This is a genomic window from Micromonospora olivasterospora (assembly GCF_007830265.1).
Lineage (GTDB): Bacteria > Actinomycetota > Actinomycetes > Mycobacteriales > Micromonosporaceae > Micromonospora > Micromonospora olivasterospora.
In genome coordinates, this window is record NZ_VLKE01000001.1 from 1466594 (window position 1) to 1492933 (window position 26340).

Sequence of the window (26340 nt, forward strand, 5' to 3'; positions counted from 1 at the left end):
ACCGCGACGCGGGCTCACGCCGGAGGTGCGGCCGCCACTCGGCGCAGCACCAGGTCGACCAGTTCCGGGGCGTCGGTGAGCGGCGCGGCGACGGTCGCCGCGCCGGCCGCCAGGGCGTCCGCCACCACCGCGTCGTGGAAGAGGCCGGGGGCCAGGAAGTACGCCGACACGGCGACCCGGCGGGCCCCCGCCGCGCGCAGGCGGGCCACCGCCGCACCGACGGCGGGCGGGGCCGCCGAGGCGTACGACACCCGGCAGGGCACCCCGTACGCGGCGCCCAGTGCCGCCGCCACCCGCCCCACCGAGGCGCGAGCCGGGGCGTCCCGCGTGCCGGCAGCGGCCAGCACGAGGGCGTCGAAGGTGCGCGGTCCCGCCTCGGTCAACCGTCGCCGCAACCCGGCCAGCAGCCCCGGGTCGACCACCCCGTCGGCGGGGCCGAGCACGTCGCAGACGCGTACGGCCAGCGGCGGCCCCGACTCGCGCGCCGCCGCGACGGCGGCCGGCACGTCGACCCGCCGGTGGTACGCGGCGGTGAACAGCAGCGGCACCACCACGGCCCGGGCGTGACCGGCCGCCGCCAACGACCGCAGCACGGCCGTCGGCCCAGGGTCGGTGTGGTCCAGCCAACTCGCCCGGACCGGGGTTCCCGGTCGGGCGGCGGCGACCGCGCGGGCGAGCGCCCGGGTGGCCGCGGCCGCCCGGGGATCCCGACTGCCGTGCGCGACCAGCACCACCGGCTCCGGCCCGGCCGCGACGGCCGGGGCCGGTACGAGCGGGCCGCCGCCCGGACGACCGGGACCGGGACGGGCGGGGCCGGGACCCGGACCGGGACCGGGACCGGGCCGGGACCGGGACCGGGGCCGGGACCCGGACCGGGACCGGGGCCGGGACCGGGCCGGGACCGGGGCCGGGACCGGGGCCGGGACCGGGGCCGGGACCGGGCCGGGACCGGGGCCGGGACCGGGGCCGGGACCGGGGCCGGGACGGGCGGGGCCGCCGCCCGGACGACCAGGGCCGCGCCCGGGGCCGGCGGCGGCGCCGCGGTCAGAGGTGCAGCCCGCACTCGGTCTTCTCGAACATCGCCCACCGGCCGGCCCGCGGGTCCTCCCCCGCCTTCGTGCGCCGGGTGCAGGGCCAGCAGCCGATCGAGCCGTATCCCCGGCGGAACAGCTCGTTGACCGGGATGTCGTGGCGCGCGATGTAGGCGTCCACGTCGGCCTGCTTCCACGCCGCGATCGGGTTCACCTTCACCCTGCCCCGGCGGGCGTCGAACGTCACCACCGGCGTGTTGGCCCGGGTCGGCGACTCGTCCCGGCGCAGCCCGGCCGCCCAGGCGTCGTACCCGGTCAGGGCCCGCTCCAGCGGCTCGACCTTCCGCAGCTGGCAGCAGTCGTCCGGGGACCGGTTGAACAGCCGGGGCCCGTACTCCCCGTCCTGCTGGCCCACCGTGAGCCGGGGGCGGATGGAGCGGACGTTCACCGGCAGCCGCCGGGCCACCTCGTCGCGCACCCTCAGCGTCTCGGGGAAGTGCAGCCCGGTGTCGAGGAAGACCACGTCCACCCCGGGCGCGACGCGGGAGACCAGGTGGGCCAGGACGGCGTCGGCCATGGAACTGGTCACGCAGAACCTGTCGCCGAACGTCTCCGCCGCCCAGCGGGCGATCTCCAGCGCCGGCGCGCCCTCCAGCTCCCGGCCCGCCCGCTCGGCCAGGGCACGCAGCTCCTCCGGGCCACGCCGCCCCGACTCGTCCGGGCGCGGCCCGCCCGGACCGACCAGCCCGAGGTCGACGGCGGAGACGAGGCGCCCGCCGCTCACCGGTGCCGACCTTTCGTTCGCGACCGCGGGGCTCGCAAGCTCACTCCTCGCACTCACCGGTGCCAACCTTTCGTTCGCGATTGCGGGGCCCGCAAGCTCACTCCTCGCACTCACCGGTGCCAACCTTTCGCTCGCGACCGCGGGGCCCGCAAGCTCACCCCTCGCACTCACCGGGCCACCGCCCGACTGAGCAGCCCCGTGAACCTCACGGTGAAGACGCGGGCGCAGGCGTGGCACTCCCACGCGCCGTGCCCGGCCTCGCTCGGGCGCAGGTCCTCCTCGCCGCAGTACGGGCAGTACAGCGGAACGGAACGGGTCTCGCTCATCGCGACACCTCGCTTCGCTCGGCGTCGCGACGAGACTCCACCACGCTGGGCCTGCCGGTTCGCTCGCTACGCTCGCTCATCGCAGTTCCTCCTCGTCGACTCTGATCACCCAGTTGGCGAACGTCTCCCCGGTGGTCCGGCCGGCCAGGTAGCGCCGGGCCAGCCGCTCCACGTACCCGGGAAGCTCGTCCGCGGTGGTCTTCAGGCCGCGCAGCTTGCGGCCGAATCCGGCGGTCTGCCCCTGCGCCATGCCCAGGCCGCCGCCCAGGTGCACCTGGAAGCCCTCGACCTGCCGGCCGTCCGGGCCGACCACGAGCTGGCCCTTCAGGCCGATGTCGGCGACCTGGGTGCGGGCGCAGGCGTTGGGGCAGCCGTTGAGGTGGATGGAGATGTCGGCGTCGAAGTCGCGCAGCCGCTCCTCCAGACGGGCCACCAGCTCCTCGCCGCGCGCCTTCGTCTCGACGATCGCCAGCTTGCAGTACTCGATGCCCGTGCAGGCCATCGTGCCGCGCCGCCACGCCGACGGCCGGGCCTCCAGGCCGATCCCGCGCAGCGCCGTCACCAGGGAGTCGGTCCGCTCCGGCGCCACGTCGAGCACCAGCAGCTTCTGGTACGGCGTGAGCCGCACCCGGTCGCTGCCGTGCGCCTCGACGACGTCGGCGAGCTGGGCGAGCTGGGCGCCGGAGACGCGCCCGACCACCGGGGCGGCGCCGACGAAGTTGCGCCCGTCGCGCTGCTGGTGCACGCCGATGTGGTCGATCGGCCTGTCGGGCAGCTCGGGGGCGGGACCGTCGAGCAGGGCCCGCCCCAGGTACTCCTTCTCCAGCACCTCGCGGAAGCGCTCCACGCCCCAGTCCGCGACGAGGAACTTCAGCCGGGCGCGGCTGCGCAGCCGGCGGTAGCCGTAGTCGCGGAAGATCCCCACCACGCCCGCCCAGACGTCGGGGACCTCGGCCAGCGGGACCCAGACGCCGAGCCGCTTGGCCAGCATGGGGTTGGTGGAGAGGCCGCCGCCGACCCAGAGGTCGAAGCCGGGGCCGTGGTCGGGGTGGTCGACGCCGAGGAACGCGATGTCGTTCGCCTCGTACGGGGTGTCGACCAGCCACGAGATCGAGGTCTTGAACTTCCGCGGGAGGTTGGAGTAGCTCTTGTCTCCGACGTACCGCTGGACGATCTCGTCGATCGCCGGCGTCGGGTCGAGCACCTCGTCCCGGGCCACCCCGGCGACCGGGCTGCCGAGCACGACCCGCGGGCAGTCGCCGCACGCCTCGGTGGTCTGCAGGCCGACGGCCTCCAGCCGGCGCCAGATCTCCGGCATGTCCTCGATCCGGATCCAGTGGTACTGGATGTTCTGCCGGTCGGTGATGTCGGCGGTGTCCCGGGCGAACTCCCGGGAGATGTCCGCGACGACCCGGAGCTGCTCCAGGGTGAGCTCGCCGCCGTCCACCCGGACCCGGAGCATGAAGAACTCGTCCTCCAGCTCGTGCGGCTCCAGCACGGCGGTGCGCCCGCCGTCGATGCCCTCGCGACGCTGGGTGTAGAGCCCCCACCAGCGGAACCGGCCGCGCAGGTCCTGCGGGTCGATCGAGGCGAAGCCCCGGTGGGCGTAGATGTTCTCGATTCGCGCCCGGACGTTCAGCGGGTTGTCGTCCTTCTTCATCCGCTCGTTGGGGTTGAGCGGCTCGCGGTGGCCGACCGCCCACTGTCCCTCCCCGCGAGGGCGGCGGGGTGCCCGCGCCGGGGGGGCCGTGGGAGCGTCGGGCCGGGCGGGGGTGCTGCTGAGCGCCATCGCGGCGTCCTCCGTTGTCTGCTGTGCCTCAGCGGCGCGGACGCGGCGGCCGGCCCGTGGGACGGGCCGTGGACGGCGATGTCGGACGGCCGGCGCGAAAGCGCGCCCGAGACGGATGGGTCGGGCGTCGTCAGTGGGCCGGACAGATGGCGCTGCGCACGCGGCCGTAGTCGACGTGGCGACGGGCCACGAAGCGACGGTCTATGGCGGCGAGCATGCGGCCATGCTCCCACACCTGCCGGGGCCCTTCCAATGGCCCAGTGTGCGATCCCACATCACGGACCGTCGATGACGCCGCCACCCCCCTCACCCGGGCACCCCGACCGGACGGCCAGGTCAGGTACCTCACCCCTCGCGCGGCGGCAGTTCGGCGTTCCACGGCGAGCGCCACCGCGGCCGGACCGCGTCCCCCTACCCACTCGGCCCCGACGCCGCGGCCGGTGTGCGACGCTCTAGCCGTGGCCGAAATGCCGGAAAAGCCGGGCTCAGTCCGGCCCTGCCCGCCCGGCCCGAGCCGGCCGGGCGGGGCATGAACGGCGGGCGGGCGGCGCGGCGGAGCGCCTCCGCGCCGCTGCGGTCGGTCCCCGTCTGGCTGGCGCCCGCGCTGCTCACGTCGACGGTCGCCCTGGTGGGGATCGACCGGGCGCAGCCGTGGCGGGACGAGCTGGCCACCTGGAGCGCCGCCACCCGGCCGCTGGGCGGGCTGGCCCGGCTGGCGGGCACCATCGACGCCGGCACCGTGCCGTACTACCTGCTGATGCACGGCTGGCTGGCGCTGGCCGGGGACTCCGCGACCGCGCTGCGGCTGCCGTCCGTGCTCGCCATGGCCGGGGCGGCCGGGCTGACCGCCGTACTCGGCGAACGGCTGCTCGGGCGGCGGGCCGGGCTGATCGGCGGGGTGCTGTTCGCGGCCGTGCCCGGCACGTCCCGGTACGCCCAGGAGGCCCGCCCGTACGCCTTCGTCGCCCTGTTCGGGGTGCTGGCGACGCTGCTGCTGGTCGGGGCGCTCGACCGCCCCGGGTGGCGCCGCTGGGCCGGGTACGCCGCCGCCGTCGCCGCGCTCGGCCTGGCGCACCTGGTGGCGCTCAGCCTGCTCGCCGCGCACGCGGTCGCGGTGCTCGCCCGGCATCGTCGAGGGGCACCCCGCCGGGCCGGGGCAGCGGGCGCCCCGGGGAGGGCGGCAGGCGAGGTCGCCGAGGCGGCCCGCGGCACGGCCAGGGCGGCCCGCGGCCCGGCCAGGGCAGCCCGCGGCCCGGCCAGGGCAGCCCGCGGCCCGGCCAGGGCAGCCCGCGATTCCGTCGACGCAGCAGGCGATCGCCCCGAGGCCGCCGGCGGCCGGGCCACGCCCGCCGCGCGCCGGGGCTCGCCGCTGCGGGGCTGGCTCGCCGCGCTCGTACCGGCGGCCGTCGCGCTGGCCCCGCTGGCGCTGCTGGGCACCCGGCAGCGGGGGCGACAGCTCGACTGGGTGGACCCCGCCCGCCTGGCCGACCTCGCCGCGCTGCCCAGCGCCCTGGCGCGCGGCGGCGCGGTCGGCGGGCTGCTGCTCGGCCTCGCCGCGCTCGGGGCGGCCCGGTCGGGCCCGCGCGCCCTGTTGCCCGCCGCCGGGGTGGCGCTGCCGGCGCTGCTGCTCTTCCTGGCCGGGCTGGCGGCCCCGGTGTGGGTGCCGCGTTACCTGTTCTTCACCGTGCCGTTCGCCTGTCTGCTGGCCGGGGCGGCGCTGGCCACGGTGGCGCTGCCGGCGGCGTCCGCCGTGGTGCTCCTCGCCGGCGTACTCGGCCTGCCCGACCAGGCGGCGCTGCGGCGCAGCCACGAGTGGCCGCCCGGCGCGCTCGTCGACTACCGGGGGGCGGCCCGGGTGGTGGACGAGGGGCGTCGCCCCGGGGACGCCGTCGTCTTCTCGCCCCGGGACGGTTGGCTCTTCCTCGACCTGGGCACCCGCTACCACCTGGGCGACCGCCAGCCCCGCGACGCACTGGCCGTACGCGGGCAGGACGCCCGCGGCGACTACTGGGCCGACGAGTGCGCGCGCCCGGCCGAGTGCCTGGCCGGCGTACGCCGGGCCTGGCTGGTCGTGGCCGGGCGACCGGCCGACCCGGTGGGCGCGGTGGCCGGGGCGAAGGGAGCCGCCCTGCGCGACACCTTCACCGTGGCGCGGATCTGGACCCGCCCGGGCGTGACGGTCGCCCTCCTGACCCGGTGACTACCGCGCACGCACCCGTCGGCCGAGGGCGGCGAGGCCAAGGTTGGCGGCTGAGCGGCACTCCCGTCGGCGTGTCGAGTCGCTCACCCGTCGACGATCGCGCCGGCGGCCGCCCCGGCGAAGGCGGGGTCGCGGGTCAGGGGCGGGCCAGGGGAACGACGAGCAGGGCCTCCGTGCCGCCCTCGGCGCCGTTGCGCAGCTCGATGCTGCCGCGCAGCTCACCGGTGACCAGGGCCCGGACGATCTGCAGGCCGAGATTGCCGCCGCGCTCCGCGTCGAACTCGGCCGGCAGGCCCCGGCCGTTGTCGGCCACCGTGACGTGCAGCTGCTTGCGGAACCGGTGCACGGAGACCACCACCTCCGGCTCCGCCGCGCCGGCCGGGCCGCCCACGCCCTCCTCCCCGGCCGGCGGGAAGCCGTGCTCGACGGCGTTGAGCAGCAGCTCGTTGAGCACCATGACCAGCGAGGTGGCGATCTCGGCGGGGAGCACCCCGAAGTTGCCCCGCCGGTGCATCCGGACGGTCTGCTCGGTCGCCGCCACCTCGGTCGCGGCGCTGGCCACCCGGTCGACGATGCCGTCGAACTCGACCGCCTCGTCGCTGGACATGGAGAGCGTCTCGTGCACCAGGGCGATGGAGGCGACCCGGCGTACGGACTCCTCCAGGGCGACCCGGGCCTCGGGCATGGCGACCCGGCGGGCCTGGAGGCGGAGCAGCGCGGCGACCGTCTGCAGGTTGTTCTTCACCCGGTGGTGGATCTCCCGGATGGTGGCGTCCTTGGTCATCAGGGCGCGGTCGCGGCGGCGTACCTCGGTGACGTCGCGGACCAGGACCAGCGCGCCGATCGGCACCCCGGCGGGTATCAGCGGAAGCGCCCGGGTCAGCATGGTCGCGCCGCGGGCCTCGATCTCGCGTCGGGGCGGCGCCTCGCCGCGCAGCGCCGCGAGGATGCCGTTGGCCGCGTCGGTTCCCTCCAGGGGATCGCCGGCCAGCCGTCGGTGCAGCTTGGCCAGGTCCTCCCCCGCGAGGTGGGAGGCGAAGCCGAGCCGCCGGTACGCGGACTGGGCGTTCGGGCTGGCGTAGGTGACCTTGCCGTCGGCGTCCAGCCGCACGAGGCCGTCCCCGACCCGGGGCGCGGACGTGGTCTCGCCGGGGTGCCGGGGCGGCGGGAACGTCCCGTCGGCGATCATCTGGGCCAGGTCGTCGGCGGTGGTCAGGTAGTTCAGTTCGAGCTGGCTGGGCGTGCGGGCGGTGGACAGGTTGGTGTCGCGGCCCACCACCGCGACCACCTCCCCGGCCTCGCCGTCGGCGGTGCGCAGCCGGACCGGGATCGCCTCGTGCCGGGCCGGCACGTCGCCGTACCAGACGGGGTCGCCCTCCCGCCAGATCCGGCCCTGCCCGTACGCGACCGCCAGGTGGGCCACCTCCGGCCCGCCGACGATCCGCCCCACCTGGTCGTCGAGATAGGCGGTGGGGGCGGTCGTCGGGCGGACCTGGGCCACGCAAAGGAACGTGCCGTCGGCGTCCACCGGCACCCAGAGCAGCAGGTCGGCGAAGGAGAGGTCGGACAGCAGCTGCCAGTCCCCGGCGATCCGGTGCAGGTGGTCGATGTCGGCCGGGCGGAGCAGCGTGTGCTCCTCGGCGAGGTCGCGCAGCGTGGACACGCAGACCAGCGTGCCACGCCACGCCGCCGGTCACATCGTCGCGGTCACCTTCTTCAGCCCGCGCGGGGCGTCCGGGTTCTCGCCCCGGGCCAGCGCCAGGGCCAGGGCCAGCCGCTGCAGCGGCAGGATGTCCAGCAGCGGGGCGTACCGCTCGTCGACGTCGGGCACGGCGATCCGGGTGGCCCCGCCACGTCGGCCGAGCCGACCACCACCACGTCGGCGCGGCGCTCGCCGAGCCGGGGCAGCACCTCCCCCATCGACCGGCCGCCGGGGCCGGAGCCGACCACGGCCAGCACGGGCACGTCCGGGTCGGTCATGGCGAGCGGGCCGTGCAGCAGGTCGGCCCCCGAGAAGGCGAGCGCCGGCAGGTACGACGTCTCCATCAGCTTCAGCGCCGCCTCCCGGGCGGTCGGGTACGCGTACCCCCGGCCGGTGGTGACGAGCTGCGCGGCGAACCGGTAGCGGGGCGCGAGCTGCGTCGCGGTGGCGTCGGCCAGGGTGCGGGCGGCCAGCTCGGGCAGTTCGGCCAACGCGGCCCGCTCCTCGGCCGGCAGCGCGCCGTCGCCGGCCCGGATCCCCTCCACCAGCATCAGCAGGGCCAGCAGCTCCGCCGTGTACGTCTTGGTGGCCGCCACCGCCCGCTCGTGCCCGGCGGCGATGTCGACGCTCAGCTCGGCGGCCCGGGCCAGCGGCGAGTCGGGCGCGTTGGTGACCGCGAGGGTCAGCGCGCCGGAGGCGCGGGCGGTGCGCAGCACCTCGGTCAGGTCGGGCGAGCCGCCGCTCTGGCTGACGCCCACGACCAGCGCGTCGGAGAGGTCGGGGCGGGCGCCGAACAGGGTGATCGCGCTGGGCGAGGCGAGCCCGGCGGGCAGGCCGAGCCGGATCTCGGTCAGGTACGCCGCGTACAGCGCGGCGTGGTCGGAGGTGCCCCGCGCGGTGAAGACCACGTGCCGGGGACGACGCTCGGCGACGGCCGCGGCGACCCGGGCGATCGCCCCGGCGTGCTCGGCGGAGAGCAGCCGCTCGTAACCGGCCGGCTGCTCGGCGATGTCGGCGGCCATCCCGGCCCCTGCACCCGTCACGGACACCCCTTCCCTGCGCGGCATCCGCGCGCTCGCTTCCCTGCGCGGCATCCGCGCTCGCTTCCCATGCGGCTCCGCGCGTCGCCTTCCGGCGCGCGGCTCGCGCACGACCCGTCAGGCGCGCGGCTCGCGCACGACCCGTCAGGCGCGCGGCTGCCGCGCAACCCTCCGCTGCGCGAATGCCGCGCGTTTGATGTTCAGCCTTGCACGTTTCTCCGGCCAAAAGCAATGTACCGAACAGCATTGCGCAGCGGATCACCACGGTGCCCCAACATCACCTAGGCTTGCCCGGCCCGGCGAATAGCTACGAGCGAGAGGCACACGTGTCCGAGGGAAGGGACGATCCCCCGCTGTCGGCGGAGGAGGAACTGGCCCTGGCCCGGCTCGCCCTGGACGAGGGCGACCTGCCGCACGCCGCCGGGCACGTGGCGGGGGCGCTGGCCCAGGCGCCGACCCTGCCCGAGGCGCACGAGACCCTCGCCCGGGTCGCCTCCGCCGGCGGCGGCGGGCTGGACCTCTTCCCGCTGCACCACCGCGCCTTCGTCGGCGCCGTGGTGGCCCGCGCGCACCTGCTCGCCGCGGCGGGCCGGCCGGCGGAGGGGCTGGAACTGCTGGCCGCCGCCACCGGCCACGACCGGCGGTCGGACTGGGCCGGCGTGCCCTGGGTGACCGCTCCCGAGCTGGCCGAACGGCTCGACCCGGAGCGCACCGCCGGGGTCCTCATGCAGGTCTGCGGCGCCCTGCCGGACCCGGTGCCGCGGGCCGAGCGGGCGCCGCTGCGGGCGTACCTCGCGCTGGCCCGCAACGCGGCCGCCGCCCATCCGGAGCACGGTCTGCTGCTGGGCGCGGCGTCCGCGCTGGCCCGGCGTCTCGGCGAGGTCGCGCTCGCGATCCAGTGGGCCGGCCGGGGCGTACGGGCGCAGCCGTCGAAGCTCGGCGAGGTCTGGCTCGGGTACGCCTACCGCAGCGCCGGCCGGACCCGGGACGCCCTGGCGGCGCTGCGCCGGGCCGTCGCGCACGACCCCGACGACCTGGCCGTGTACGCCGACATCGCCGGCACGCTCGGCGACTCCGGCCGGCTCGACGAGGCGCTGGAGTGGGTCGACCGGGCCCTGGCGCGGGACCCGACGTTCGACTGCGCCGTGCACACCGCGCACCGGCTGCGCTTCCAGCGCGACGGCGACGTGGCCCACCTGGTGGCGCTGGCCGACTTCGTGCGGGACCACCCGGACGACTCCCACGAGCACGGCGACCTCGCCGAGTGCTGCCGCAGCCGGCCCTGGCTCGGGCAGGTCACGCCGGCCGCCGGGGCCATGGTGGAGGCGCTGCGCCGGGCCCTCGCCGCCGACCACCGCGGCCTGGGCGCCGCCGTACGGCTGGAGACGCTGGAGCCGCCGAGCGCGATGCGTACGGTCGAGGCGGCCGTGCCCGGGCTGCGGGTGGAGGTGGCCGCGGTGGCCGAACCCGACCCGCGCCAGCCCCGCCGCGCGACCGACCAGCCGCTGTGGCGCTACGACGGCACGGTCCCCGCCCCGACGGTCCCCGCGCCCTCTGCCGAGGCGGCGGCCCGGGTCCGGCAGCTCGCCCAGCCGGCGTGGCCGCACCCGCCGGCCGCGTACGACGCGGCGGTCGGCCTGGCCACCCTGGACCTGACCGACCTGCTCGGGCTGCTCGTGCACCCGCCGCCGCCCCCGGCCACCGCCCTCGGCCGGGTGCTCGCGGGGCAGGACCCGTCGCTGTGGGTGCGCTGCGTGCAGGTGTGGGCGTGCCTGGGCCTGCTGCACCACCGCACCGACGAGCCGTGGGCCGCGTCGGTGCGCCGCCGCGTGCTGCTGGAGCTGGTCTGGGGGGTCGAGGACTGGATCACCGAGGCGGCCCTGTTCGCCCTGGTCACCGCGGCGTGGGTCGACCCCTCCGTACGCCCCGACGTCGTCCGCGTGGTGGCCGAGCGGCTGGCCGACGCGGCGGCCGTGGCCCGGGACCGGCCGGTGCCGATCGGGGTCTCGCTGGCCTATCTGGCCCTGGCCACGCCGGACCTGGACCCGGGGACGGCGGCGCTGGCCGGCGAGCTGATCTCCGGCCGGCCGCCGGCCCGACGCCGCCGCAACCCGCTGCGCCGCCTCTGGCACCAGCTGCTCCGCCGCCCCCGGCGCCGCCCCTGACCCCCGAGCGCGCCGCCTGACGGCGGGCGGACTCCGACGGGCGCCGTCAGACGGCGGGGGCCTTGCCCAGGGCGGTCTCCGCGCGCTCCTCGGGGGTGGCGGGGGGCGGCGGCTCGTTGGCCGTACGCAGCGGGACCTCCCGGATGAACCAGGCGAGCACCGGCACGGCGACGGTGAACAGCACCGCCCAGACGAAGACGTTCGAGATGGCGTCGGAGAGGCCGCCCAGCACCAGCTCCCGCGTCTGCGCCGGCAGCTCCTTGAGCTTCTCCAGGTCCATCCGGCCGCCCTCGCCGCCACCGCCGCTGAACGCGGCCCCGGCCGGCGAGCCGGCGAGCCGGTTGGCGAAGATCGCGCCGAACAGCGAGATGCCGAACGAGCCGCCGATGGAGCGGAAGAAGGTGGCCGCGCCGCTGGCCGCCCCGAGGTCCTTCTGCTCGACGCTGTTCTGCGCGATCAGCATCGAGGTCTGCATGAGGAAGCCCATGCCGGCGCCGAGGACGACCATGTAGAGCGCCAACTCCACCTTGCTGGTGTGCAGGTCGAGCAGCGTCAGCAGCCCCATGCCGACGGTCATGCCCACGCCGCCGACGATCGGGAAGATCCGGTAGCGGCCGGTCCTGGTGATGGCCCGGCCGGCCACCAGCGAGACCACCAGCGTCCCGAACATCATCGGCAGCAGCAGCAGGCCGCTGTTGGTGGCCGACGCGCCCTGCACGGTCTGCTGGAACAGGGGCAGGAAGTTCATCGCGCCGAACATCGCGAAGCCGAGCAGGAAGCCAATCACCGAGATCAGCGCGAAGTTGCGGTTGGCGAAGAGCCCGAGCGGCAGGATCGGCTCCGGGGCTCGCCGCTCGACGAACCCGAACGCGACCAGGGCGACCAGGGCGAGCGCGGCGAGGCCGAGGATCTGCGGGGAGGACCAGTCGTACTCGTTGCCGCCCCAGGTGGTGATCAGCACGATCGTGGTGATGCCGACCGAGAGCAGGGCGGCGCCCAGCCAGTCGATCCGGTGCTCGGTGCGGTACTTGGGCAGGTGCAGGGTGACCAGCAGCAGCACCAGCGCGACGCCGCCGAGCGGCAGGTTGACGTAGAACGCCCAGCGCCAGGAGAGGTGGTCGGTGATGAAGCCGCCCACCAGCGGGCCGGCCACCATGGCGACCGCCATGATGCCGGCCATCATGCCCTGGTACCGACCCCGCTCCCGGGGCGGCACCAGGTCGCCGATGATGGCCATGACGCCGACCATCAGGCCGCCCGCGCCGAGGCCCTGGACGGCCCGGAACGCGATCAGCTCGATCATGCCGCTGTCCGCGCCGCCGAACGCGCCGGAGCCGGCCATGCCGCACAGCGCCGAGCCGACCAGGAAGATCCCGACCGAGGTGAGGAAGATCGCCTTGCGGCCGTAGAGGTCGCCCAGCTTGCCCCAGATCGGGGTGGAGACGGTGGTGCCCAGCACGTACGCGGTGACGACCCAGGTGAAGTGGTCCACCCCACCGAACTCGCCGACGATGCGCGGCAACGCCGTACTCACGATCATGTTGTCGAGCATCGCGAGCATCATCGCGATCATCAGGCCGGAGAGGACGACCCTGATGTTGGGTCCCCGCTCCGGCACCCGGTCTGCCTGAGTCATCGGTAAGCTCCCCCCGAAGTGTGACCGACTTACTTGCCGTCCGGCTAGTTACCTTACTAGCCGGACGGTAAGTTGGGAGACGGGAAACCGTCAAGCGAGTTTGGGTGGTGTTGCACGTGAGGGAGAGCACAGGCGGCACGCGGGAACGCATCAAGACCGTCGCCCTGGAGCTCTTCACCGAGCAGGGGTACGAGAAGACCTCGCTGCGCGAGATCGCCGAGCGGCTCAACGTGACGAAGGCGGCGCTCTACTACCACTTCCGGAGCAAGGACGAGATCGTCAGCAGCTTCGTGGAGGACCGGCTGGACCGGATGGACGCGCTCATCGCGTGGGCCGAGAAGCAGCCGGCGACGCTGGCGACCCGGCGGGAGCTGATCGCCCGGTACGCCGAGGCCATGTTCGCCAGCGAGCAGGCCGCGGTGATGCGCTTCTTCGAGCAGAACCAGACGGTGCTGAAGAGCCTCTCCGCCGGCAAGCAGATGCGCGAGCGGATGATGCGCCTGGCCGACGCGCTGGCCCGGGGCGACGACTCGCCGGCCGCCCAACTGCGCGCCGCGCTGTCGCTGTTCGCCGTGCACAGCAGCTGGTTCGCCGTCCGTGCCCCGAACATCACGGACGCCGAGCGCAAGGCCCTCGGGCTGGAGATCGCGGACGAGTTGCTGGCCAGGATCGCCGACCAGGGCGAGTGAGCCCCGCCCTCGCCGGCCGGACGGACGGCCAGCTCGCGGGCGGGTCAGGCCGGCGATCGGCCGCGCGGGCGGGTCAGGCCGACGAGTGGCCGCACGGGCGGGTCAGGCCGACGAGTGGCCGCGCGGGCGGGTCAGGCCGGCGGGGCGCCCAGCTCGCGGCGGAGGCCGAGCAGCCGCACGCCGGGCAGCGGCGACCAGTCCCGCTCCGGGGCGCGGACGAAGCCGAGACGGTCGTAGAGCCGCTGGGCCGTCCCGGCGAACCCGCTGCGTACGCAGATCACCACCGCCGAGCAGCCCAGCTCGGCGGCGCGGGACAGGCAGGCCCGGGCCAGCGCGGCCCCCGCGCCGCGGCCCTGGGCCGCCGGATCGACGGCGAGCATCCGGAACTCCGCCTCGCCCGGGCCGGACAGCTCGGCGTACGGGGTGCCGGGAAGCACGAACGTGACGGAGCCCAGCAGCTCGCCGGTGGCCTCGTCGACGGCGACCAGCACCTCGCCGGTCTCCGCCCGCGCCGCCACGTCGGCGAGCACGGCGCCGTAGCCGTTCTCGCCCTTGAGCTGGCCGTCCGCCTCGTACGCGGCAACGGTCAGCCGGGCCACCGCCGGGAACTCGGCCGCGGCGGCCCGCCGGACCAGCAGGCCGCTCAACCGATCACGGCGATCAGGTCGCCGTCCTGCACCACGTCGCCCTCGTTGACCGCCAGTTGCTGCACGACACCGTCGGACTCGGCGACGACCGGAATCTCCATCTTCATCGACTCCAGGATCACCAGGGTGTCCCCCTCGGACACGGTGTCCCCGGCCGAGGCGACGACCTTCCACACGTTCGCCACCATCTCGGCGCGGATCTCCTCGGCCATCTCGGCCCTCCCTCTCCACCGGTGTCTGCGATGCGTATCCAATCATGCGCTTCGCACCGGGCGGGCGCGGCGCGGAACGGTGCCGCTGCCGCCCCGCCGGTTCCGGCCCGCCGGGCGGACGTCCGGCGCCGACGCACTAGCATCAGCGGGTCGGACCCGGGACGCCCGGGAGGCCGGTACGCGACCACCGCCGCGCTCCCGCGCGGGCGGACGTGACCAGCACATGAGGAGGTCAGCATGGCGAAGAAGGCCCGTAGGAAGAAGGCCCGCAAGAAGAGCAGCGCGAACCACGGCAAGCGCCCCAACTCCTGACGGGAGCGGCGGCGCCCGCCGTCCGTTTCAGCACACCGTCCGGCCACCCGCCGGACGCGGCGGTGGCCCGGGTCGGTCGACCCGGGCCACCGTCGTAGGTGGTTCGTCGCGCGCGGCGCGTCAGTCCGTCAGCTCGCGCGACTCGCTCGCCTCGAACACGACCAGCTCGGTCAGGCGGATCCGCAGCCGCTCGCGCAGTTGCTCCGGCGCGGTCTCGTTGCCGCAGCAGCGGGCGACCAGCGCCTTCACCTCCTGCTCCAGGCCGTACTCGCGCAGGCACGGCCCGCACTCGTCGAGGTGTCGCCGGATGAGCGTGCGGCGCGCCTCGCCGCACTCCAGGTCGAGGTAGAGGTAGACCTCCGCGAGCACCTCGCGGCAGTCCGTCTCGTGCGGCTCTCCACAGCTCACGTCACACCTCCCGGCCGGCGGCGGCGGTCGAGCCCTTGCCGGACGACGCGGCGGTGAACCCGCGGTCGGCGGCGTACCGCTCGAGCAGCTTGCGCAGGTTACGACGGCCGCGGTGCAGCCGGGACATCACGGTGCCGATGGGCGTGCCCATGATGTCGGCGACCTCCTTGTAGGAGAAGCCCTCGACGTCGGTGAGGTAGACGGCCAGGCGGAACTCCTCCGGCAGCTGCTGGAGGGCCTCCTTGACGTCGCTGTCGGGCAGCCGGTCCAGCGCCTCCGTCTCGGCCGAGCGAAGCCCGCTCGAGGTGTGCGACTCGGCCTCGGCGAGCTGCCAGTCGGTGATCTCCTCCGTGGGCGCCTGCACCGGCTGGCGCTGCCGCTTGCGGTAGGAGTTGATGTAGGTGTTGGTCAGGATCCGGTACAGCCAGGCCTTCAGGTTGGTGCCCTGCTCGAACTGGTGGAAGGCGGCGTACGCCTTCAGGTACGTCTCCTGGACCAGGTCCTCGGCATCCGCCGGGTTACGCGTCATGCGCAGCGCGGCGGCGTAGAGCTGGTCGACGAAGGGCATCGCGTCCCGCTCGAAGCGGGCCCTGCGCTCGTCCGTCTTCTCGGTTGTCAACCGCACATCCCCTCGCGTCGGATGCCTTCCCGCCGAGGATACGCGCCCGACCGCGCCCGCAGATCCACTTCCGGGCGGTGTGCCGGCGCTCACCGTCTCCGGCTGGGCCGGCGGCGCCGTCGCGGGCCAGTCCGGCCCGTCCAGCAGCTGCCGGAGCAGCCGCGCCTGGACCTGTTCGTCCCGTTCCCGGCTCCGGGTCTCCGTCGGCACCGGTCACCCCCTCGAAGCAGAAGTCTCGTCCGAGGGTGGTAACGCGGCGTGTGGGCCGCCGCATTCCTGCTCACCCGCCCCCGTTCCTGGCCCCGGCCCCGGCGGGTGCCGGCGCTGGGACCAGGAAGGGCCTGGGAGGGACGGCGCCGAGGCCCGAACCGGGCCGCCGGCACCATCGGAGTCAACGACGTGCGCCGCGCCCGGACACGGCCGGCGCCGGGTGCGGACACGGCCGACGCCCGCTCAGGGCATCGACGCCCAGCCCCGCTCGCGCAGCCAGTCGATCACCACTTTGGCCGTGCCGGCCGGGTCGACGCGCAGGTCGTGCCGCTCGCCGGGGCGGACCACCACCCGGACCGGCGGGGCCGCCTCGGGCACGCCGAACGGGTCGCGGTCGCCGTTGACCACCAGCGTCGGCAAGCCGGTGGCCAGCTCCGCCGCCCGGGAGCGTTCCGGGCGACCGGGCGGGTGCAGCGGGAAGGCCAGCGCCACCACGCCGTCGGCGCCGACCCCGGGCGCCGTGCGACAGGCGACGCGGGCGCCGCTGGACCGGCCGCCGACCACGAGCGCCGGCACGGCGGGATGCCGACGGCGCAGCTCGGCCAGCACGGCCGTCCACGCCTCGTCGAGGTGGCCTGCGGGGGCCGGCGCGCGCCGGCCGGCAACCCGGTACGGCTGGGTCACCAGGGCCACCGCCACGCCGGCGGCGACCGCGGCGTCCCGCAGGGCGCGCAGGTCCGGCGCGTCGACGTCACCGCCCGCGCCGTGCCCGAGCACGAGCAGGGCGGCCGCCGGGCCGACCGGCAGGGCGGTGTCGACCCGGGCTGGCCCGCGTGGTGTCTGGATCTCGTCGTCGTGCCGCACCGGCCCATTCTGCGGGTCGGCGCTCCTCCGTCAGCGCGAGCGGTGGAAGAGCCACCGGTCGACGGAGGAGCGCCGCCCGGTCAGCTCAGCGGGACCAGGGCGAGCAGCCGGTCCCGCACCGGCGGCCCGGCCTCGTCGGCCGCGTCCGGATCCGGATCGACCTCGCCGCGCCAGGCGACCAGCATCGCCCGACGTTCGCGCGGCGTGGTGCCGCCCCAGACGCCGTGGCAGTCACCGACCTCCAGCGCCCAGGCCAGGCAGGAGCCCTGAACGTCGCAACTGCGGCAGAGCGCGACGGCCGCGTCGGCCGGTTCGTTCGGCGCCGGAAAGAATGTCTCCGGGTCCACGCTCTGACAGGTTCCCCTGGTTCGCCATGCATCGTCCTGTTGCCGTTCACGCAACGCCCGCAACAGTCGCGGATCCCGTCGCGCGGCAGCCACCTCGTGCGGGCGGGGCATACGCGCCCGTGTCATCCACCCACCTCCCCCGTGGGACCGGAAATGTCGATGGGCGTCGTTCGCACCGTGCGAATCGACACCCACTACCGGCGCTGTGTTGTATCGCACTTCGGGACGCGGGGACAAGGGCCCGCCCGAAAACTCGCGTAAAAGTCGGCGGGACAGTTGGGCGACGATTCGTCACCAACGCCGTCAAATCAGCGCGCGACAATGCACGCAAGCAAGTGTCAGAAAAGCGTCATTTCCTCGGCCGGCGGGGCCGGCGCCGGAATGCGGTCGATCAACTGCGGTCCGTCGTTGCGTACGTTGCCGACCGCCGGCCCGACCGGCCGGATCTCCAGCCCGGCCAGCCAGTCCGGTGTTGGCGGGGCGAGCAGCGCGGCGGGGTCGTCGGCCGGGCCCAGCCAGGCGGACCAGCGCTCGCGGGGCAACAGCAGCGGCATCCGGTCGTGCACCTCGGCCAGCTCACCGACCGCCGCCGTGGTCAGCACGCTGAAGGTCAGCAGCGGCCCGGACGAACCCTCCCAGACCGACCAGATGCCGGCCAGGGCGAGCACCGAGGCGTCGGCGGGGGTCATGTAGTAGGCCTGGCGGCCGCCCTCGGCCAGCCGGACCCACTCGTACCAGCCGTCGGCGGGGACCAGGCAGCGGCGGCGGGCGAACGAGGGCGCGTACGCCCGGCTCGTGGCCACCGTCTCGGCCCGGGCGTTGATCATCCGGGCGGCGCCGGCGGGCGCGGAGGCCCAGGGCGGGACCAGCCCCCAGCGGCCGGCGGAGAGGGCCCGGTGCCCCTCGCCGGCGAGCCGGACCAGCGGCACGGAATCGGTCGGCGCCACGTTGTGGCTCGACCGGGCGCCGCCGTCGGTCTCGTCGTACGACTCGAACAGCGCGCTCAGGTCACCCGCGCTCCGGGTCGTCGCGTACCTCCCGCACATGGCCACACGCTAGCGCCCCGGGCCGTCCTCGGCTGTCCCGCCAACCGGGAGCGGATCGCGCGGCCCGCCGCCGGGCTCGCGGACACGGCAGAATGTCACCGTGGGGAACCTGACCGCGACCCGGCCGCTTCGGCCGTGGACCGCACCGACCGCGTCCGACCCGGTGATGGCCTCGCTGCGGCTGCCCGGCTCCAAGTCGATGACCGCCCGCGCGCTGGTCCTCAGCGCCCTGGCCGGCGGCCCGTCCACGCTCGCCGGGCCACTGCGCGCCCGGGACACCGAGCTGATGGCGGGCGCGCTGCGCGCGCTGGGCGCGCACATGTCGATCGCCGACGACGACCGGTGGCTCGTCCGCCCCCACCCCCTGGTCGGCCCGGCGCACGTCGACGTGGGCCTCGCCGGCACCATCATGCGCTTCGTGCCACCCGTCGCCGGCCTCGCCGAGGGGCGGATCACCTTCGACGGCGACCCGCAGGCCCGCACCCGCCCGCTCGGCCCGCTGATCGGCGCGCTGCGGTCCCTCGGCGTACGGATCGAGACCCCGGCCACCGGCACCGGCAGCCTCCCGCTGACCGTCTTCGGCGCCGGCCGGGTCACCGGCGGCGAGGTGGTGATCGACGCCTCCGCCTCCAGCCAGCTCGTCTCGGGCCTGCTGCTGGCCGCGCCGCGCTTCGACCGCGGGGTCGTCGTCCGGCACGTCGGTCCGCCGGTCCCCTCCGCGCCGCACCTGCGGATGACCGTGCAGATGCTCCGGGCCGCCGGGGCGGCGGTCGACGACGCCATGCCCGACGTCTGGGTGGTCGAGCCCGGCCCGTTGGCCGGTCGGGGCTGGGAGATCGAGCCGGACCTGTCCGGCGCGGTGCCGTTCTTCGCCGCCGCGCTGGTCACCGGCGGCGAGGTGACGCTGCAGGGCTGGCCGCGCAGCAGCGCCCAGCCGGTCGAGCAGCTCCGCTCGCTGCTGCAGCGCATGGGTGGCGACGTGACCCTCACCACCGAGGGGCTGACCGTGCGCGGCACCGGCACGGTGCGCGGGATCGACGCCGACCTGTCCGACGTGAGCGAGCTGACCCCGGCGCTGACCGCGCTGGCCATGCTCGCCGACTCGCCGTCCCGGTTCAGCGGCGTCGCGCACATCCGGGGCCACGAGACCGACCGGATCACCGCGCTGGCGCGCGAGTTCACCGCCCTGGGCGCGGACCTGACCGAGTCGGAGGACGGGCTGGAGATCCGCCCCCGCCCGCTGCGCGGCGGGACGTTCCGGACGTACCACGACCACCGGATGGCGCACGCCGCCGCGGTGGCCGGGCTCGCCGTCCCCGGCATCGAGCTGGACGACGTGTCGTGCACCTCCAAGACCATGCCGGAGTTCCCGGCACTATGGTCGGCGATGGTGACCGGAAAGAGTTGACACGACGGGGGGACGGTCCTGGCGACCAGACGGCGGGAGTACGACGAGGACGACGTACGGGTCCGGCCCGCGAGGTCCTCGCGCCCGCGTACCCGGACCCGGCCCCGGCACACGGAGGCGGTCGAGGGGTTCGTGATCGCCGTGGACCGGGGGCGCTACACCTGCGTGCTCGCCGACGACGGCCCGGGCGCATCGGCCGTCACCGCGATGCGGGCCCGGGAACTGGGCCGCAAGTCCGTCGTGGTGGGCGACCGGGTGGGCCTGGTCGGCGACACCTCCGGCACGGCCGGAGCGCTGGCCCGGATCGTCCGGATCGCCGAGCGCACCTCGGTGCTGCGGCGCACCGCCGACGACGACGAGACCACCGCCGAGGGGAAGCTCGAACGGGTCGTCGTGGCCAACGCCGACCAACTCGTCATCGTCAGCGCGCTGGCCGACCCGCCGCCGCGCACCGGCTTCGTCGACCGCTGCCTGGTGGCCGCGTACGACGCCGACGTCGAGCCGCTGCTCTGTCTCACCAAGGCCGACCTGGCCGGCCCTGAGCAGGTGCTCGGCTACTACGCCGAGCTGGAGCTGCCGTACGTGCTCGTCCGGCCCGACTCCGACCTCGACGGGCTGCGCGACCTGCTCGCCGGCCGGGTGTCGGTGCTGGTCGGGCACTCCGGGGTGGGCAAGTCGACGCTGGTCAACCGCCTCGTCCCGGACGCCGCCCGGGCCGTCGGCAGGGTCAGCGCGATCGGCCGGGGCCGGCACACCTCCACCAGCGCCGTCGCGCTGCGGCTGCCGCCCCGCCCGGGCACCGACGCCGACCCGGGGTGGATCGTCGACACACCCGGGGTGCGCAGCTTCGGGCTGGCGCACGTGTCGGCCGCCAGCGTGCTGCACGGCTTCCCCGACCTGGTCGAGGGGACGGTGGGCTGCCCGGCGAACTGCCAGCACACGGCGGACGAGGCGGACTGCGCGCTGGACGCGTGGGTCGCCGCCGGCCGGGCCGACCCGCGCCGGCTGGCCTCGTACCGCCGGCTGCTGGCCTCCCGCGCCGGGGACGCCGACCCCCGCGAGGCCGACCGCGGCCCCGGCGCCCCGCCCGCGGCCTGACGCCCGCGCCCGCGCGGGTGGGCCGGCCGACAGGTCCGGGCCGGGCGGCGCCCCGGCCCGACCGCGACCCGCCGGCAGTCCCTCCCACGCCGTGACACCCCGGCGAGCCGCCCGCGCCCGGACGGCCGGGCGGTCGCTACGGTTTCGCCATGACCGGGTACGCCGACGACCTCGCCCTCGCCCACCTGCTCGCCGACCGCGCGGACGCCGTCTCCACGGCCCGGTTCCGCGCCCTCGACCTGCGGGTGGAGGCGAAACCGGACCTCACCCCCGTGTCGGACGCGGACACGGCGGTCGAGCGGGAGATCCGCGCGCTGCTCGCCGAGCACCGGCCGGGCGACGGGCTGGTCGGCGAGGAGTACGGCGAGCAGCCCCCCGCCGGGCCGGGCGGGCGGCGCTGGGTGGTCGACCCGATCGACGGCACCAAGAACTTCGTCCGGGGAGTGCCGATCTGGGCCACCCTGATCGCCCTGCTGGAGGACGACCGGCCGGTGGCCGGGCTGGTCTCCGCCCCGGCGCTGGGCCGCCGCTGGTGGGCCGCGCGGGGCGCGGGCGCGTACGCCGGGCCGGACGCCGCCCACGGCGAACCGATCGGGGTCTCCCGCGTCGGCCGGCTCGCCGACGCCAGCTTCTGCTACTCGTCCCTGTCCGGCTGGGAGGAGGCCGGGCTGTTGGAGCCGATGCTCCAGCTCATGCGGGACACCTGGCGCAGCCGCGCGTACGGCGACTTCTACGGCTACATGCTGCTGGCGGAGGGGGCACTGGACGTGATGGTCGAGCCGGAGCTGTCACTGTGGGACGTGGCCGCGCTGGTGCCGATCGTCACCGAGGCCGGCGGGACGTTCACCGACCTGGCCGGACGGCCCGTCCCCGGCGGCGGCGTGTCCGCGCACAGCGCCGTGGCCAGCAACGGCGCGCTGCACGGCGACATCCTGGCGATGCTGGGCCGGCCGGCCGAGCGGTGATCGGGTAGCAGCCTCTATCCTCGCCAGGTGGTGTCCTCCGGCTGGTGCTTCCTCGCGGCGATGATCGTCGCGTACGGCATCGCCAACCTACTCCAGTCCGTGGCCGCGGCCCGGACCACGCTGCACCACACGTTCGACCCGGGGCTGCTGCTGCGGCTGGCCAGCCACCGCACGTACCTGGTCGGGCTGGGCTGCCAGGTGGGCGGGTTCGTGCTGGCCTTCCTGGCGCGCCGGGACCTGCCGCTGTTCCTCGTCCAGGCGAGTGTGGCGGCCGGGCTGGGGGTGACCGCCATCCTCGGTGTGCTGGTGCTCAAGTGGCGGCTGCCGGCCGCCGAGGTGGCGCTGCTGGTGCTGCTCTTCGCCGGCATCACGGGCCTGGTGCTGTCAGCGCAGCCGGCACCGTCCCGGCAGCTGGGCACCGCCGGCATGGCCGCCCTGGCGGTGGCGCTGGCCCTGATCGCCGCGCTCGGCTTCTTCGCGGTACGGCTGCACGGCGCGCCCGGCTCGGTGGCGCTCGGCTCGCTGGCCGGGCTGGCCTTCTCCGCCGCCGCGGTGGCCGCCCGCCCGCTTGCCTCCGCGTCGACCGCCGAGGCGCTCGTCCGGGATCCGCTGCTCTACCTGCTGGTGGCCCACTCGGTCGTCGGGCAGCTGCTGCTCGGGCTGGCGATGCAGCGCGGATCGACCACGGCGGCCGTGGCCGCCATGGACGCCGCCGGCGCGGTGCCGGCGGCGATCGTCGGGCTGCTGCTGCTGGGCGACAGGATCTGGCCCGGCCGGGAGTGGCTGGCCGCCCTCGGCTTCCTGGTCACGCTGGCGGCGGTGATCGGGCTGACGAGGTACGCCGAGCCGCAGCACCACCACGAGGTCGCCCGGGAGCGCGACCGCGGCATGGTGCCCGCCGGTCTCCCGCTCCGCCCCGCCGCTGACCCCTCTCGCCGCCCCGCACCACGCGCCGCCGCGCCGCCCCGCTTACGCCTAGGCCGCCTCGACCGGCCTGCGGCGGCGGACCACCCGCTCGTAGAGCCGCTCCAGCGCGCCGGCCGTCCGCTCCCAGGTGTAGCTGCACCGCACCCGATCCACCGCCGCGTGCCCGTACGCGAAGCGCCCCGCGCTGTCGCCGAGCAGCCGGCGCAGGGTGAGCCCCAGGGCGCGTACGTCGCCCGGCGGCACCAGCTTCCCGGTGACCTCGTCGACCACGGCGTCGGCGATGCCACCCATGGCGTACCCGACGACGGGCACGCCGCAGGCCATCGCCTCCAGCGAGACGCGCCCGGCGGAGGAGTAGTGCGGGGTGCAGGCGACCACGTCGGCCGAGCGGTACCAGGTGGCCATCTGGTCGTGCGGCACCGCGCCGACCAGCGTCACCTGCTCGGCCACGCCGACGCGCTCGGCCAGCTCGCGCAGGCGGCGGGCCTCCGCGTGGCCGGCGAGCTGCTCGGCCGGCGGCCCGCCCGCGATGATCAGCTCGGCGTCGCCGACCAGTCGCATCGCCCGGATCAGGTCGTCCTGCCCGTGCCCGGCCGAGAGCCCGCCGACGGAGAGGACGCGGGCGCGCTGGTCGCGCGGGGCGGCCTCCCCGTCGGGGTGGAACCGCTCCACGTCCACCCCGGCCGGCACCATCGCCACCGAGGCGCGTTGCAGGCCCATCCGGGTCAGCTCGTCGACCTCGTCGTTGCACTGCGCGACCGCGACGTCCACCGCGCGCGTCAGCGCCCGCTCCAGCGGGATGCGGGCGCCGGGGCCGTCGTATCCGGGGCCGAGGTGTCGCAGCTGCTCGACGCCGAGGGAGTGGAAGGTCTGCACGACCGGGATGTCCGTCTCCCGGACGGCGTGCGCGGCGGCCAGCCCGCCGACCCAGTAGTGCCCGTGCACCACCTCCGGGGTCCACTCCCCCGCCCACCGGTCGGCCAGCCAGCGGCCGAACTCGGGCACGTACGGGACCAGCTCGGCGGTCGGCGTCGGGGCGGGCGGGCCGACCGGAACCCGCTCCGCCCGGTACCCGTCGATCTCGACCGTGGCGGGCAGGCCGGGATCGTCCCGGCGCTCGTAGAGGTGTACCTCGTGGCCTCGGGCTGCCAGCTCGGCGGCGACCCGCGTGATGTGCTCGCGCGTGCCGACGGGTGGACCGTCGGCGGGCCTCGACGGGCCGGAGTGCGCGCACACTAGGCCGACGCGCATGGGTCACCTCCATGCGTTTCTCGAGCTGGTGGTCCTCCCGGTCAGAGGGTCCCATTAACCGCGCCCCCACGAGCCGAAACCTGGCAAGTCGGAAACGTACGACCCGGGAATCGGGAACTCCGCCGGCATGAGCGGCGCGGACGGGGGTACCGGCGAGAAATGCCTCTCACCCGCAGCCTCGACGACGCCGCGATCGTGCTCACCGGCGCCTCCAGTGGCATCGGCACGGCGACCGCGTACGCGCTGGCCCGCCGGGGCGCGGCGGTGGTACTGGCGGCGCGCAGCGAGCAGGCGTTGGAGCGGGTGGCGGCGCGGTGCCGGGAGCTGGGTGGGCGCGCCCTGGCCGTGCCGACGGACGTCACCGATCCGGCCGCGGTGCAGCGCCTCGCCGCCCACGCGGCCGACGAGTTCGGCCACATCGACGCCTGGATCAACAACGCGGCGGTCAGCGCGGTGGGGTTGTTCGACGAGATTCCGGTGCGGGAGTTCCGCCGGGTGCTGGAGGTCAACCTGCTGGGCGTCGCGTACGGGATGAAGGCCGCCCTGCCGTACCTCGACGCGGCCGGGGGCGGGGTGCTGGTCAACAACGCCTCCGTGCTGGCCGAGGTGGCGATGCCCTACCAGTCGGCGTACAACGCCACGAAGCACGGCATCCGGGGACTCTCCGACACGGTCCGGCAGGAGCTGCGGGTCACCGGGCGGACCCACGTCTCCGTCTGCACGGTGCTGCCGGCGACCATCGACACCCCGTTCTTCCGGCACGCCGCCAACCACACGGGCCACGAACTGGTGCCGCCGGCCCCGGTGTACCCGCCGGAGATCGTCGCCGAGACGATCGTCCGGGTCCTGCGCCGGCCGCGCCGCGAGGCGTACGCCGGGGGCGTCGCCCGGCTGCTCGGCGCGCAGTGGCGGCTGGCCCCGGCGCTGGCCGAGCGCGGCCTCGGCTGGTACGGCCGCCGCTTCCAGTTCGGGCCGGCGCACCGGCCCGACAGCACCGGCAACGTCTTCACCCCGGACGCGACGGGCGACCGGGAGGGCGGCTGGCCCGGGCGGCGCCGGCGGCTGCTGCGGCTGACCGCCGCGTTCGGGCTCGCTGCGGCGGGTACGGCCGTGGGGACGGCGATGGCCAGGAGAGCACGGATGGAGGCCTGATGAGCGGGGTCCACCGGCCGGATGCGAGTCCCGTAGCCGATCTGCACAATAGGATGATCATGCCGACGGATCCGCGCTGCCTGGTGGAGACCGACGAGTCGTCCGGCGTGCTCCGGCTCACCGGCGTGCTGGACGTCGCCGCCACCGGCACCGTACGGGACGCGCTGCTCGCGTGGCTCTGCCGGCGCCCCGGCCCCGTGGTGGTGGACCTGTCCGGGGCACGGATCAGCGACTCCGCCGCCCGCCGGACGCTCGCCGAGGTGCGCCGGGAGATCGCCGACTGGCCGGCGGCGGACCTGCTGGTCGTCGACCCGAGCGGGGAGACGGCCGGCGACGGGCTGTCGGTCTGGCCGACCCTCGACGAGGCGACCGTCGCGCTGGCGGCGTCGCCGATGGCCGCGGCCGCCACGAGGGAGCTGCCGCCGGACGTCGGCGCGGCGCGGGAGGCGCGGGCGCTGGTCCTGGAGGGCTGCGCCCGCTGGGGGATCGACGAGCTGGCCGAGGCGGGCTGCATCGCGGTGACCGAGATGGTCAACAACGTGGTGGCGCACGCGGGCACCCCGATGACCGTCCGGCTGGCGCCGTGGCACGACACCCTGCGCATCGGGGTACGCGACCACTCTGCGCTACAGCCGACGTACGCCGGGCTGGCCCCGCCGGACACGGCCGGCGGCCGGGGCCTGCTACTCATCGACACGGTCGCCCGCCGCTGGGGCAGCACCCCGCTGCCCGACGGCAAGCTGGTCTGGGCGATCCTGCACACCGAAGACGAGCGCCCCTGACCCCCTCTCCCCCGCGATCTTGCACTCGCTGCCCGGGAAAACCGCACATAAGCCCCGAATCGTGGGCACAAACTGCAAGATCGCCGCGGCGTCGTTAGGTCCGCGCCCGGTCCATGTCGGTTACCTGTGGTGGGCAGTGGGTAGTGCTCAGCCATGCGCGACGACCAGTACCCGACCCCCATCTCGGATCCCGAGGCGGAGGGGCTGCCCCACACCGCCGACGACGACTCGACGGCCGACGACGACACCTTCACCGGGCGCGAGGCGGACGGCCCGGAGCCGGCCCTACTGCCCTCGGACCGCACGCCGGTCGCCGTGGACCGGTACGGCACCACCGCCGAGGAGCAGCTCGACGGCGAGTCGCTGGACTACAAGCTGGGGCGGGAGGTCTACGAACGCCCCGCCGACGACCCGCTGGCCGCCTCCGTCGACCCGGGCATCGCGGCCGAGGCGGACAGCCCGGCGGCGGCCGCCCAGGCGCAGCTCGACGCGGACGTCATCGAACCCGGCCCCACCTCCGACCCGGCCTCCCCGGTCTCGCTCTACGACCACGGCCAACTCGGCACCGTCGCCGACGCCTCGGTCGGCCGGCTCGTGGAACCGGACGAGGGGGCCCACAGCGACCTGGAGACCGACAGCGTCGCGTACGACGCGGGCTCGGCCGGCGGCGGGGCGTCCGCCGAGGAGCTGGCGATCCACGAGACCCGGCCGCCCGAGGCGCGCTGACGAG

The 26340-nt window shown here is 75.7% G+C and carries 23 protein-coding genes and 3 pseudogenes; 11 read left to right on the plus strand and 15 right to left on the minus strand.

What is annotated here, in order from left to right; all coding sequences use genetic code 11:
• Positions 1–14: 14 nt before the first annotated feature.
• The 4 genes from JD77_RS06515 to JD77_RS06530 form a co-directional block, all read right to left on the minus strand.
• Positions 15–734: a sirohydrochlorin chelatase gene (locus JD77_RS06515; RefSeq protein ID WP_145773479.1), complete on the minus strand. Its 720-nt coding sequence runs from the start codon at positions 732–734 to the stop codon at positions 15–17.
• Positions 735–1044: 310 nt separating this feature from the next.
• Positions 1045–1815: a phosphoadenylyl-sulfate reductase gene (locus JD77_RS06520; RefSeq protein ID WP_145773480.1), complete on the minus strand. Its 771-nt coding sequence runs from the start codon at positions 1813–1815 to the stop codon at positions 1045–1047.
• Positions 1816–1982: 167 nt separating this feature from the next.
• Entirely contained in the window at positions 1983–2141 is a 159-nt protein-coding gene (locus JD77_RS06525; protein ID WP_145773481.1) for an IS1 family transposase, read from the minus strand.
• A 76-nt stretch (positions 2142–2217) separates the two neighbouring features.
• Positions 2218–3930, minus strand: a complete 1713-nt coding sequence (locus JD77_RS06530) for a nitrite/sulfite reductase (protein WP_145773482.1) — start codon at positions 3928–3930, stop codon at positions 2218–2220.
• A gap of 529 nt (positions 3931–4459) precedes the next feature.
• On the opposite strand from JD77_RS06530, the gene JD77_RS06535 reads away from it, so the two are divergent.
• Positions 4460–6130, plus strand: a complete 1671-nt coding sequence (locus JD77_RS06535; RefSeq protein ID WP_145773483.1) for a glycosyltransferase family 39 protein — start codon at positions 4460–4462, stop codon at positions 6128–6130.
• Positions 6131–6266: 136 nt separating this feature from the next.
• On the opposite strand, the gene JD77_RS06540 is transcribed toward JD77_RS06535, so the two are convergent.
• Together JD77_RS06540 and JD77_RS06545 are read right to left on the minus strand one after the other, a co-directional pair.
• The gene (locus tag JD77_RS06540) at positions 6267–7793 is read right to left on the minus strand and encodes a sensor histidine kinase (protein WP_145773484.1); all 1527 of its coding nucleotides are present in this window, start codon (positions 7791–7793) and stop codon (positions 6267–6269) included.
• A gap of 30 nt (positions 7794–7823) precedes the next feature.
• Positions 7824–8854: pseudogene (locus JD77_RS06545) on the minus strand (SIS domain-containing protein).
• Positions 8855–9198: 344 nt separating this feature from the next.
• On the opposite strand from JD77_RS06545, the gene JD77_RS06550 reads away from it, so the two are divergent.
• Positions 9199–11037 carry a tetratricopeptide repeat protein gene (locus JD77_RS06550; protein WP_145773485.1) on the plus strand — a complete coding sequence of 613 codons (1839 nt, stop codon included), beginning with the start codon at positions 9199–9201 and terminating at the stop codon, positions 11035–11037.
• Between the two features lie 46 nt (positions 11038–11083).
• Here JD77_RS06550 and JD77_RS06555 read toward each other — a convergent pair whose 3' ends face one another.
• The gene (locus tag JD77_RS06555) at positions 11084–12673 is read right to left on the minus strand and encodes an MDR family MFS transporter (RefSeq protein WP_145773486.1); all 1590 of its coding nucleotides are present in this window, start codon (positions 12671–12673) and stop codon (positions 11084–11086) included.
• Positions 12674–12783: 110 nt separating this feature from the next.
• On the opposite strand from JD77_RS06555, the pseudogene JD77_RS06560 reads away from it, so the two are divergent.
• Positions 12784–13435, plus strand: a pseudogene (locus JD77_RS06560) (TetR/AcrR family transcriptional regulator); the annotation flags it as partial.
• A gap of 58 nt (positions 13436–13493) precedes the next feature.
• Here JD77_RS06560 and JD77_RS06565 read toward each other — a convergent pair.
• Both JD77_RS06565 and JD77_RS06570 read right to left on the minus strand, forming a co-directional pair.
• Complete coding sequence (locus JD77_RS06565; protein ID WP_145773488.1) at positions 13494–14009, minus strand: GNAT family N-acetyltransferase; 516 nt, start codon at positions 14007–14009, stop codon at positions 13494–13496.
• Positions 14006–14221 carry a biotin/lipoyl-binding carrier protein gene (locus tag JD77_RS06570; RefSeq protein ID WP_091068708.1) on the minus strand — a complete coding sequence of 72 codons (216 nt, stop codon included), beginning with the start codon at positions 14219–14221 and terminating at the stop codon, positions 14006–14008. The genes JD77_RS06565 and JD77_RS06570 overlap by 4 nt, the downstream gene beginning before the upstream one ends.
• Positions 14222–14458: 237 nt before the next feature.
• On the opposite strand from JD77_RS06570, the gene JD77_RS35425 reads away from it, so the two are divergent.
• The gene (locus tag JD77_RS35425) at positions 14459–14533 is read left to right on the plus strand and encodes a 50S ribosomal protein bL37 (RefSeq protein ID WP_387226588.1); all 75 of its coding nucleotides are present in this window, start codon (positions 14459–14461) and stop codon (positions 14531–14533) included.
• A 120-nt stretch (positions 14534–14653) separates the two neighbouring features.
• Here the strand turns inward: JD77_RS35425 and rsrA are convergent, their stop codons facing one another.
• The 5 genes from rsrA to JD77_RS06595 all read right to left on the minus strand — a co-directional run bounded on the left by rsrA (position 14654) and on the right by JD77_RS06595 (position 18027).
• Positions 14654–14941: a mycothiol system anti-sigma-R factor gene (rsrA, locus tag JD77_RS06575; protein ID WP_145773489.1), complete on the minus strand. Its 288-nt coding sequence runs from the start codon at positions 14939–14941 to the stop codon at positions 14654–14656.
• Between the two features lies 1 nt (position 14942).
• On the minus strand, positions 14943–15770 hold the full coding sequence (locus tag JD77_RS06580) for a sigma-70 family RNA polymerase sigma factor (protein ID WP_145773490.1): 828 nt from the start codon (positions 15768–15770) through the stop codon (positions 14943–14945).
• Positions 15771–16013: 243 nt separating this feature from the next.
• Positions 16014–16634 carry an alpha/beta hydrolase family protein gene (locus tag JD77_RS06585; protein ID WP_145773491.1) on the minus strand — a complete coding sequence of 207 codons (621 nt, stop codon included), beginning with the start codon at positions 16632–16634 and terminating at the stop codon, positions 16014–16016.
• Positions 16635–16714: 80 nt separating this feature from the next.
• A complete protein-coding gene (locus JD77_RS06590; RefSeq protein ID WP_145773492.1) occupies positions 16715–17107 on the minus strand; it encodes a WhiB family transcriptional regulator in 393 nt (130 codons plus the stop codon).
• 212 nt (positions 17108–17319) lie between these two features.
• Positions 17320–18027 carry an SOS response-associated peptidase gene (locus tag JD77_RS06595; protein ID WP_145773493.1) on the minus strand — a complete coding sequence of 236 codons (708 nt, stop codon included), beginning with the start codon at positions 18025–18027 and terminating at the stop codon, positions 17320–17322.
• A gap of 100 nt (positions 18028–18127) precedes the next feature.
• On the opposite strand from JD77_RS06595, the gene aroA reads away from it, so the two are divergent.
• The 4 genes and pseudogenes from aroA to JD77_RS06615 form a co-directional block, all read left to right on the plus strand.
• On the plus strand, positions 18128–19435 hold the full coding sequence (aroA, locus tag JD77_RS06600; RefSeq protein WP_145773494.1) for a 3-phosphoshikimate 1-carboxyvinyltransferase: 1308 nt from the start codon (positions 18128–18130) through the stop codon (positions 19433–19435).
• Positions 19436–19453: 18 nt separating this feature from the next.
• Positions 19454–20533, plus strand: coding sequence for a ribosome small subunit-dependent GTPase A (rsgA, locus tag JD77_RS06605; protein ID WP_145773495.1), 1080 nt, complete (start codon positions 19454–19456; stop codon positions 20531–20533).
• 149 nt (positions 20534–20682) lie between these two features.
• Positions 20683–21498, plus strand: coding sequence for a histidinol-phosphatase (hisN, locus tag JD77_RS06610; protein ID WP_145773496.1), 816 nt, complete (start codon positions 20683–20685; stop codon positions 21496–21498).
• Positions 21499–21558: 60 nt separating this feature from the next.
• Positions 21559–22360, plus strand: a pseudogene (locus tag JD77_RS06615) (hypothetical protein); the annotation flags it as partial.
• A 113-nt stretch (positions 22361–22473) separates the two neighbouring features.
• Here the strand turns inward: JD77_RS06615 and JD77_RS06620 are convergent.
• Positions 22474–23676, minus strand: a complete 1203-nt coding sequence (locus tag JD77_RS06620; RefSeq protein WP_145773497.1) for a glycosyltransferase — start codon at positions 23674–23676, stop codon at positions 22474–22476.
• Between the two features lie 159 nt (positions 23677–23835).
• On the opposite strand from JD77_RS06620, the gene JD77_RS06625 reads away from it, so the two are divergent.
• From JD77_RS06625 to JD77_RS06635, 3 genes are all read left to right on the plus strand, one after another.
• The gene (locus JD77_RS06625) at positions 23836–24828 is read left to right on the plus strand and encodes an SDR family oxidoreductase (protein WP_145773498.1); all 993 of its coding nucleotides are present in this window, start codon (positions 23836–23838) and stop codon (positions 24826–24828) included.
• 59 nt (positions 24829–24887) lie between these two features.
• The gene (locus tag JD77_RS06630) at positions 24888–25610 is read left to right on the plus strand and encodes an ATP-binding protein (protein ID WP_246140549.1); all 723 of its coding nucleotides are present in this window, start codon (positions 24888–24890) and stop codon (positions 25608–25610) included.
• A gap of 153 nt (positions 25611–25763) precedes the next feature.
• Positions 25764–26336 (plus strand): DUF5709 domain-containing protein, encoded by a 573-nt coding sequence (locus JD77_RS06635; protein WP_145773500.1) that lies wholly within the window; start codon positions 25764–25766, stop codon positions 26334–26336.
• Positions 26337–26340: the final 4 nt, after the last annotated feature.

Bases quoted from the DNA above. Each gene is read 5' to 3' on its own strand.
- JD77_RS06525 (WP_145773481.1), bottom strand. From the start codon at position 2,141: ATGAGCGAGACCCGTTCCGTTCCGCTGTACTGCCCGTACTGCGGCGAG.
- JD77_RS06530 (WP_145773482.1), bottom strand. From the start codon at position 3,930: ATGGCGCTCAGCAGCACCCCCGCCCGGCCCGACGCTCCCACGGCCCCC.
- JD77_RS06535 (WP_145773483.1), top strand. From the start codon at position 4,460: ATGAACGGCGGGCGGGCGGCGCGGCGGAGCGCCTCCGCGCCGCTGCGG.
- JD77_RS06555 (WP_145773486.1), bottom strand. From the start codon at position 12,673: ATGACTCAGGCAGACCGGGTGCCGGAGCGGGGACCCAACATCAGGGTC.
- JD77_RS06570 (WP_091068708.1), bottom strand. From the start codon at position 14,221: ATGGCCGAGGAGATCCGCGCCGAGATGGTGGCGAACGTGTGGAAGGTC.
- JD77_RS06590 (WP_145773492.1), bottom strand. From the start codon at position 17,107: ATGACACGGGCGCGTATGCCCCGCCCGCACGAGGTGGCTGCCGCGCGA.
- JD77_RS06595 (WP_145773493.1), bottom strand. From the start codon at position 18,027: ATGTGCGGGAGGTACGCGACGACCCGGAGCGCGGGTGACCTGAGCGCG.
- hisN (WP_145773496.1), top strand. From the start codon at position 20,683: ATGACCGGGTACGCCGACGACCTCGCCCTCGCCCACCTGCTCGCCGAC.
- JD77_RS06620 (WP_145773497.1), bottom strand. From the start codon at position 23,676: ATGCGCGTCGGCCTAGTGTGCGCGCACTCCGGCCCGTCGAGGCCCGCC.
- JD77_RS06625 (WP_145773498.1), top strand. From the start codon at position 23,836: ATGCCTCTCACCCGCAGCCTCGACGACGCCGCGATCGTGCTCACCGGC.
- JD77_RS06630 (WP_246140549.1), top strand. From the start codon at position 24,888: ATGCCGACGGATCCGCGCTGCCTGGTGGAGACCGACGAGTCGTCCGGC.
- JD77_RS06635 (WP_145773500.1), top strand. From the start codon at position 25,764: ATGCGCGACGACCAGTACCCGACCCCCATCTCGGATCCCGAGGCGGAG.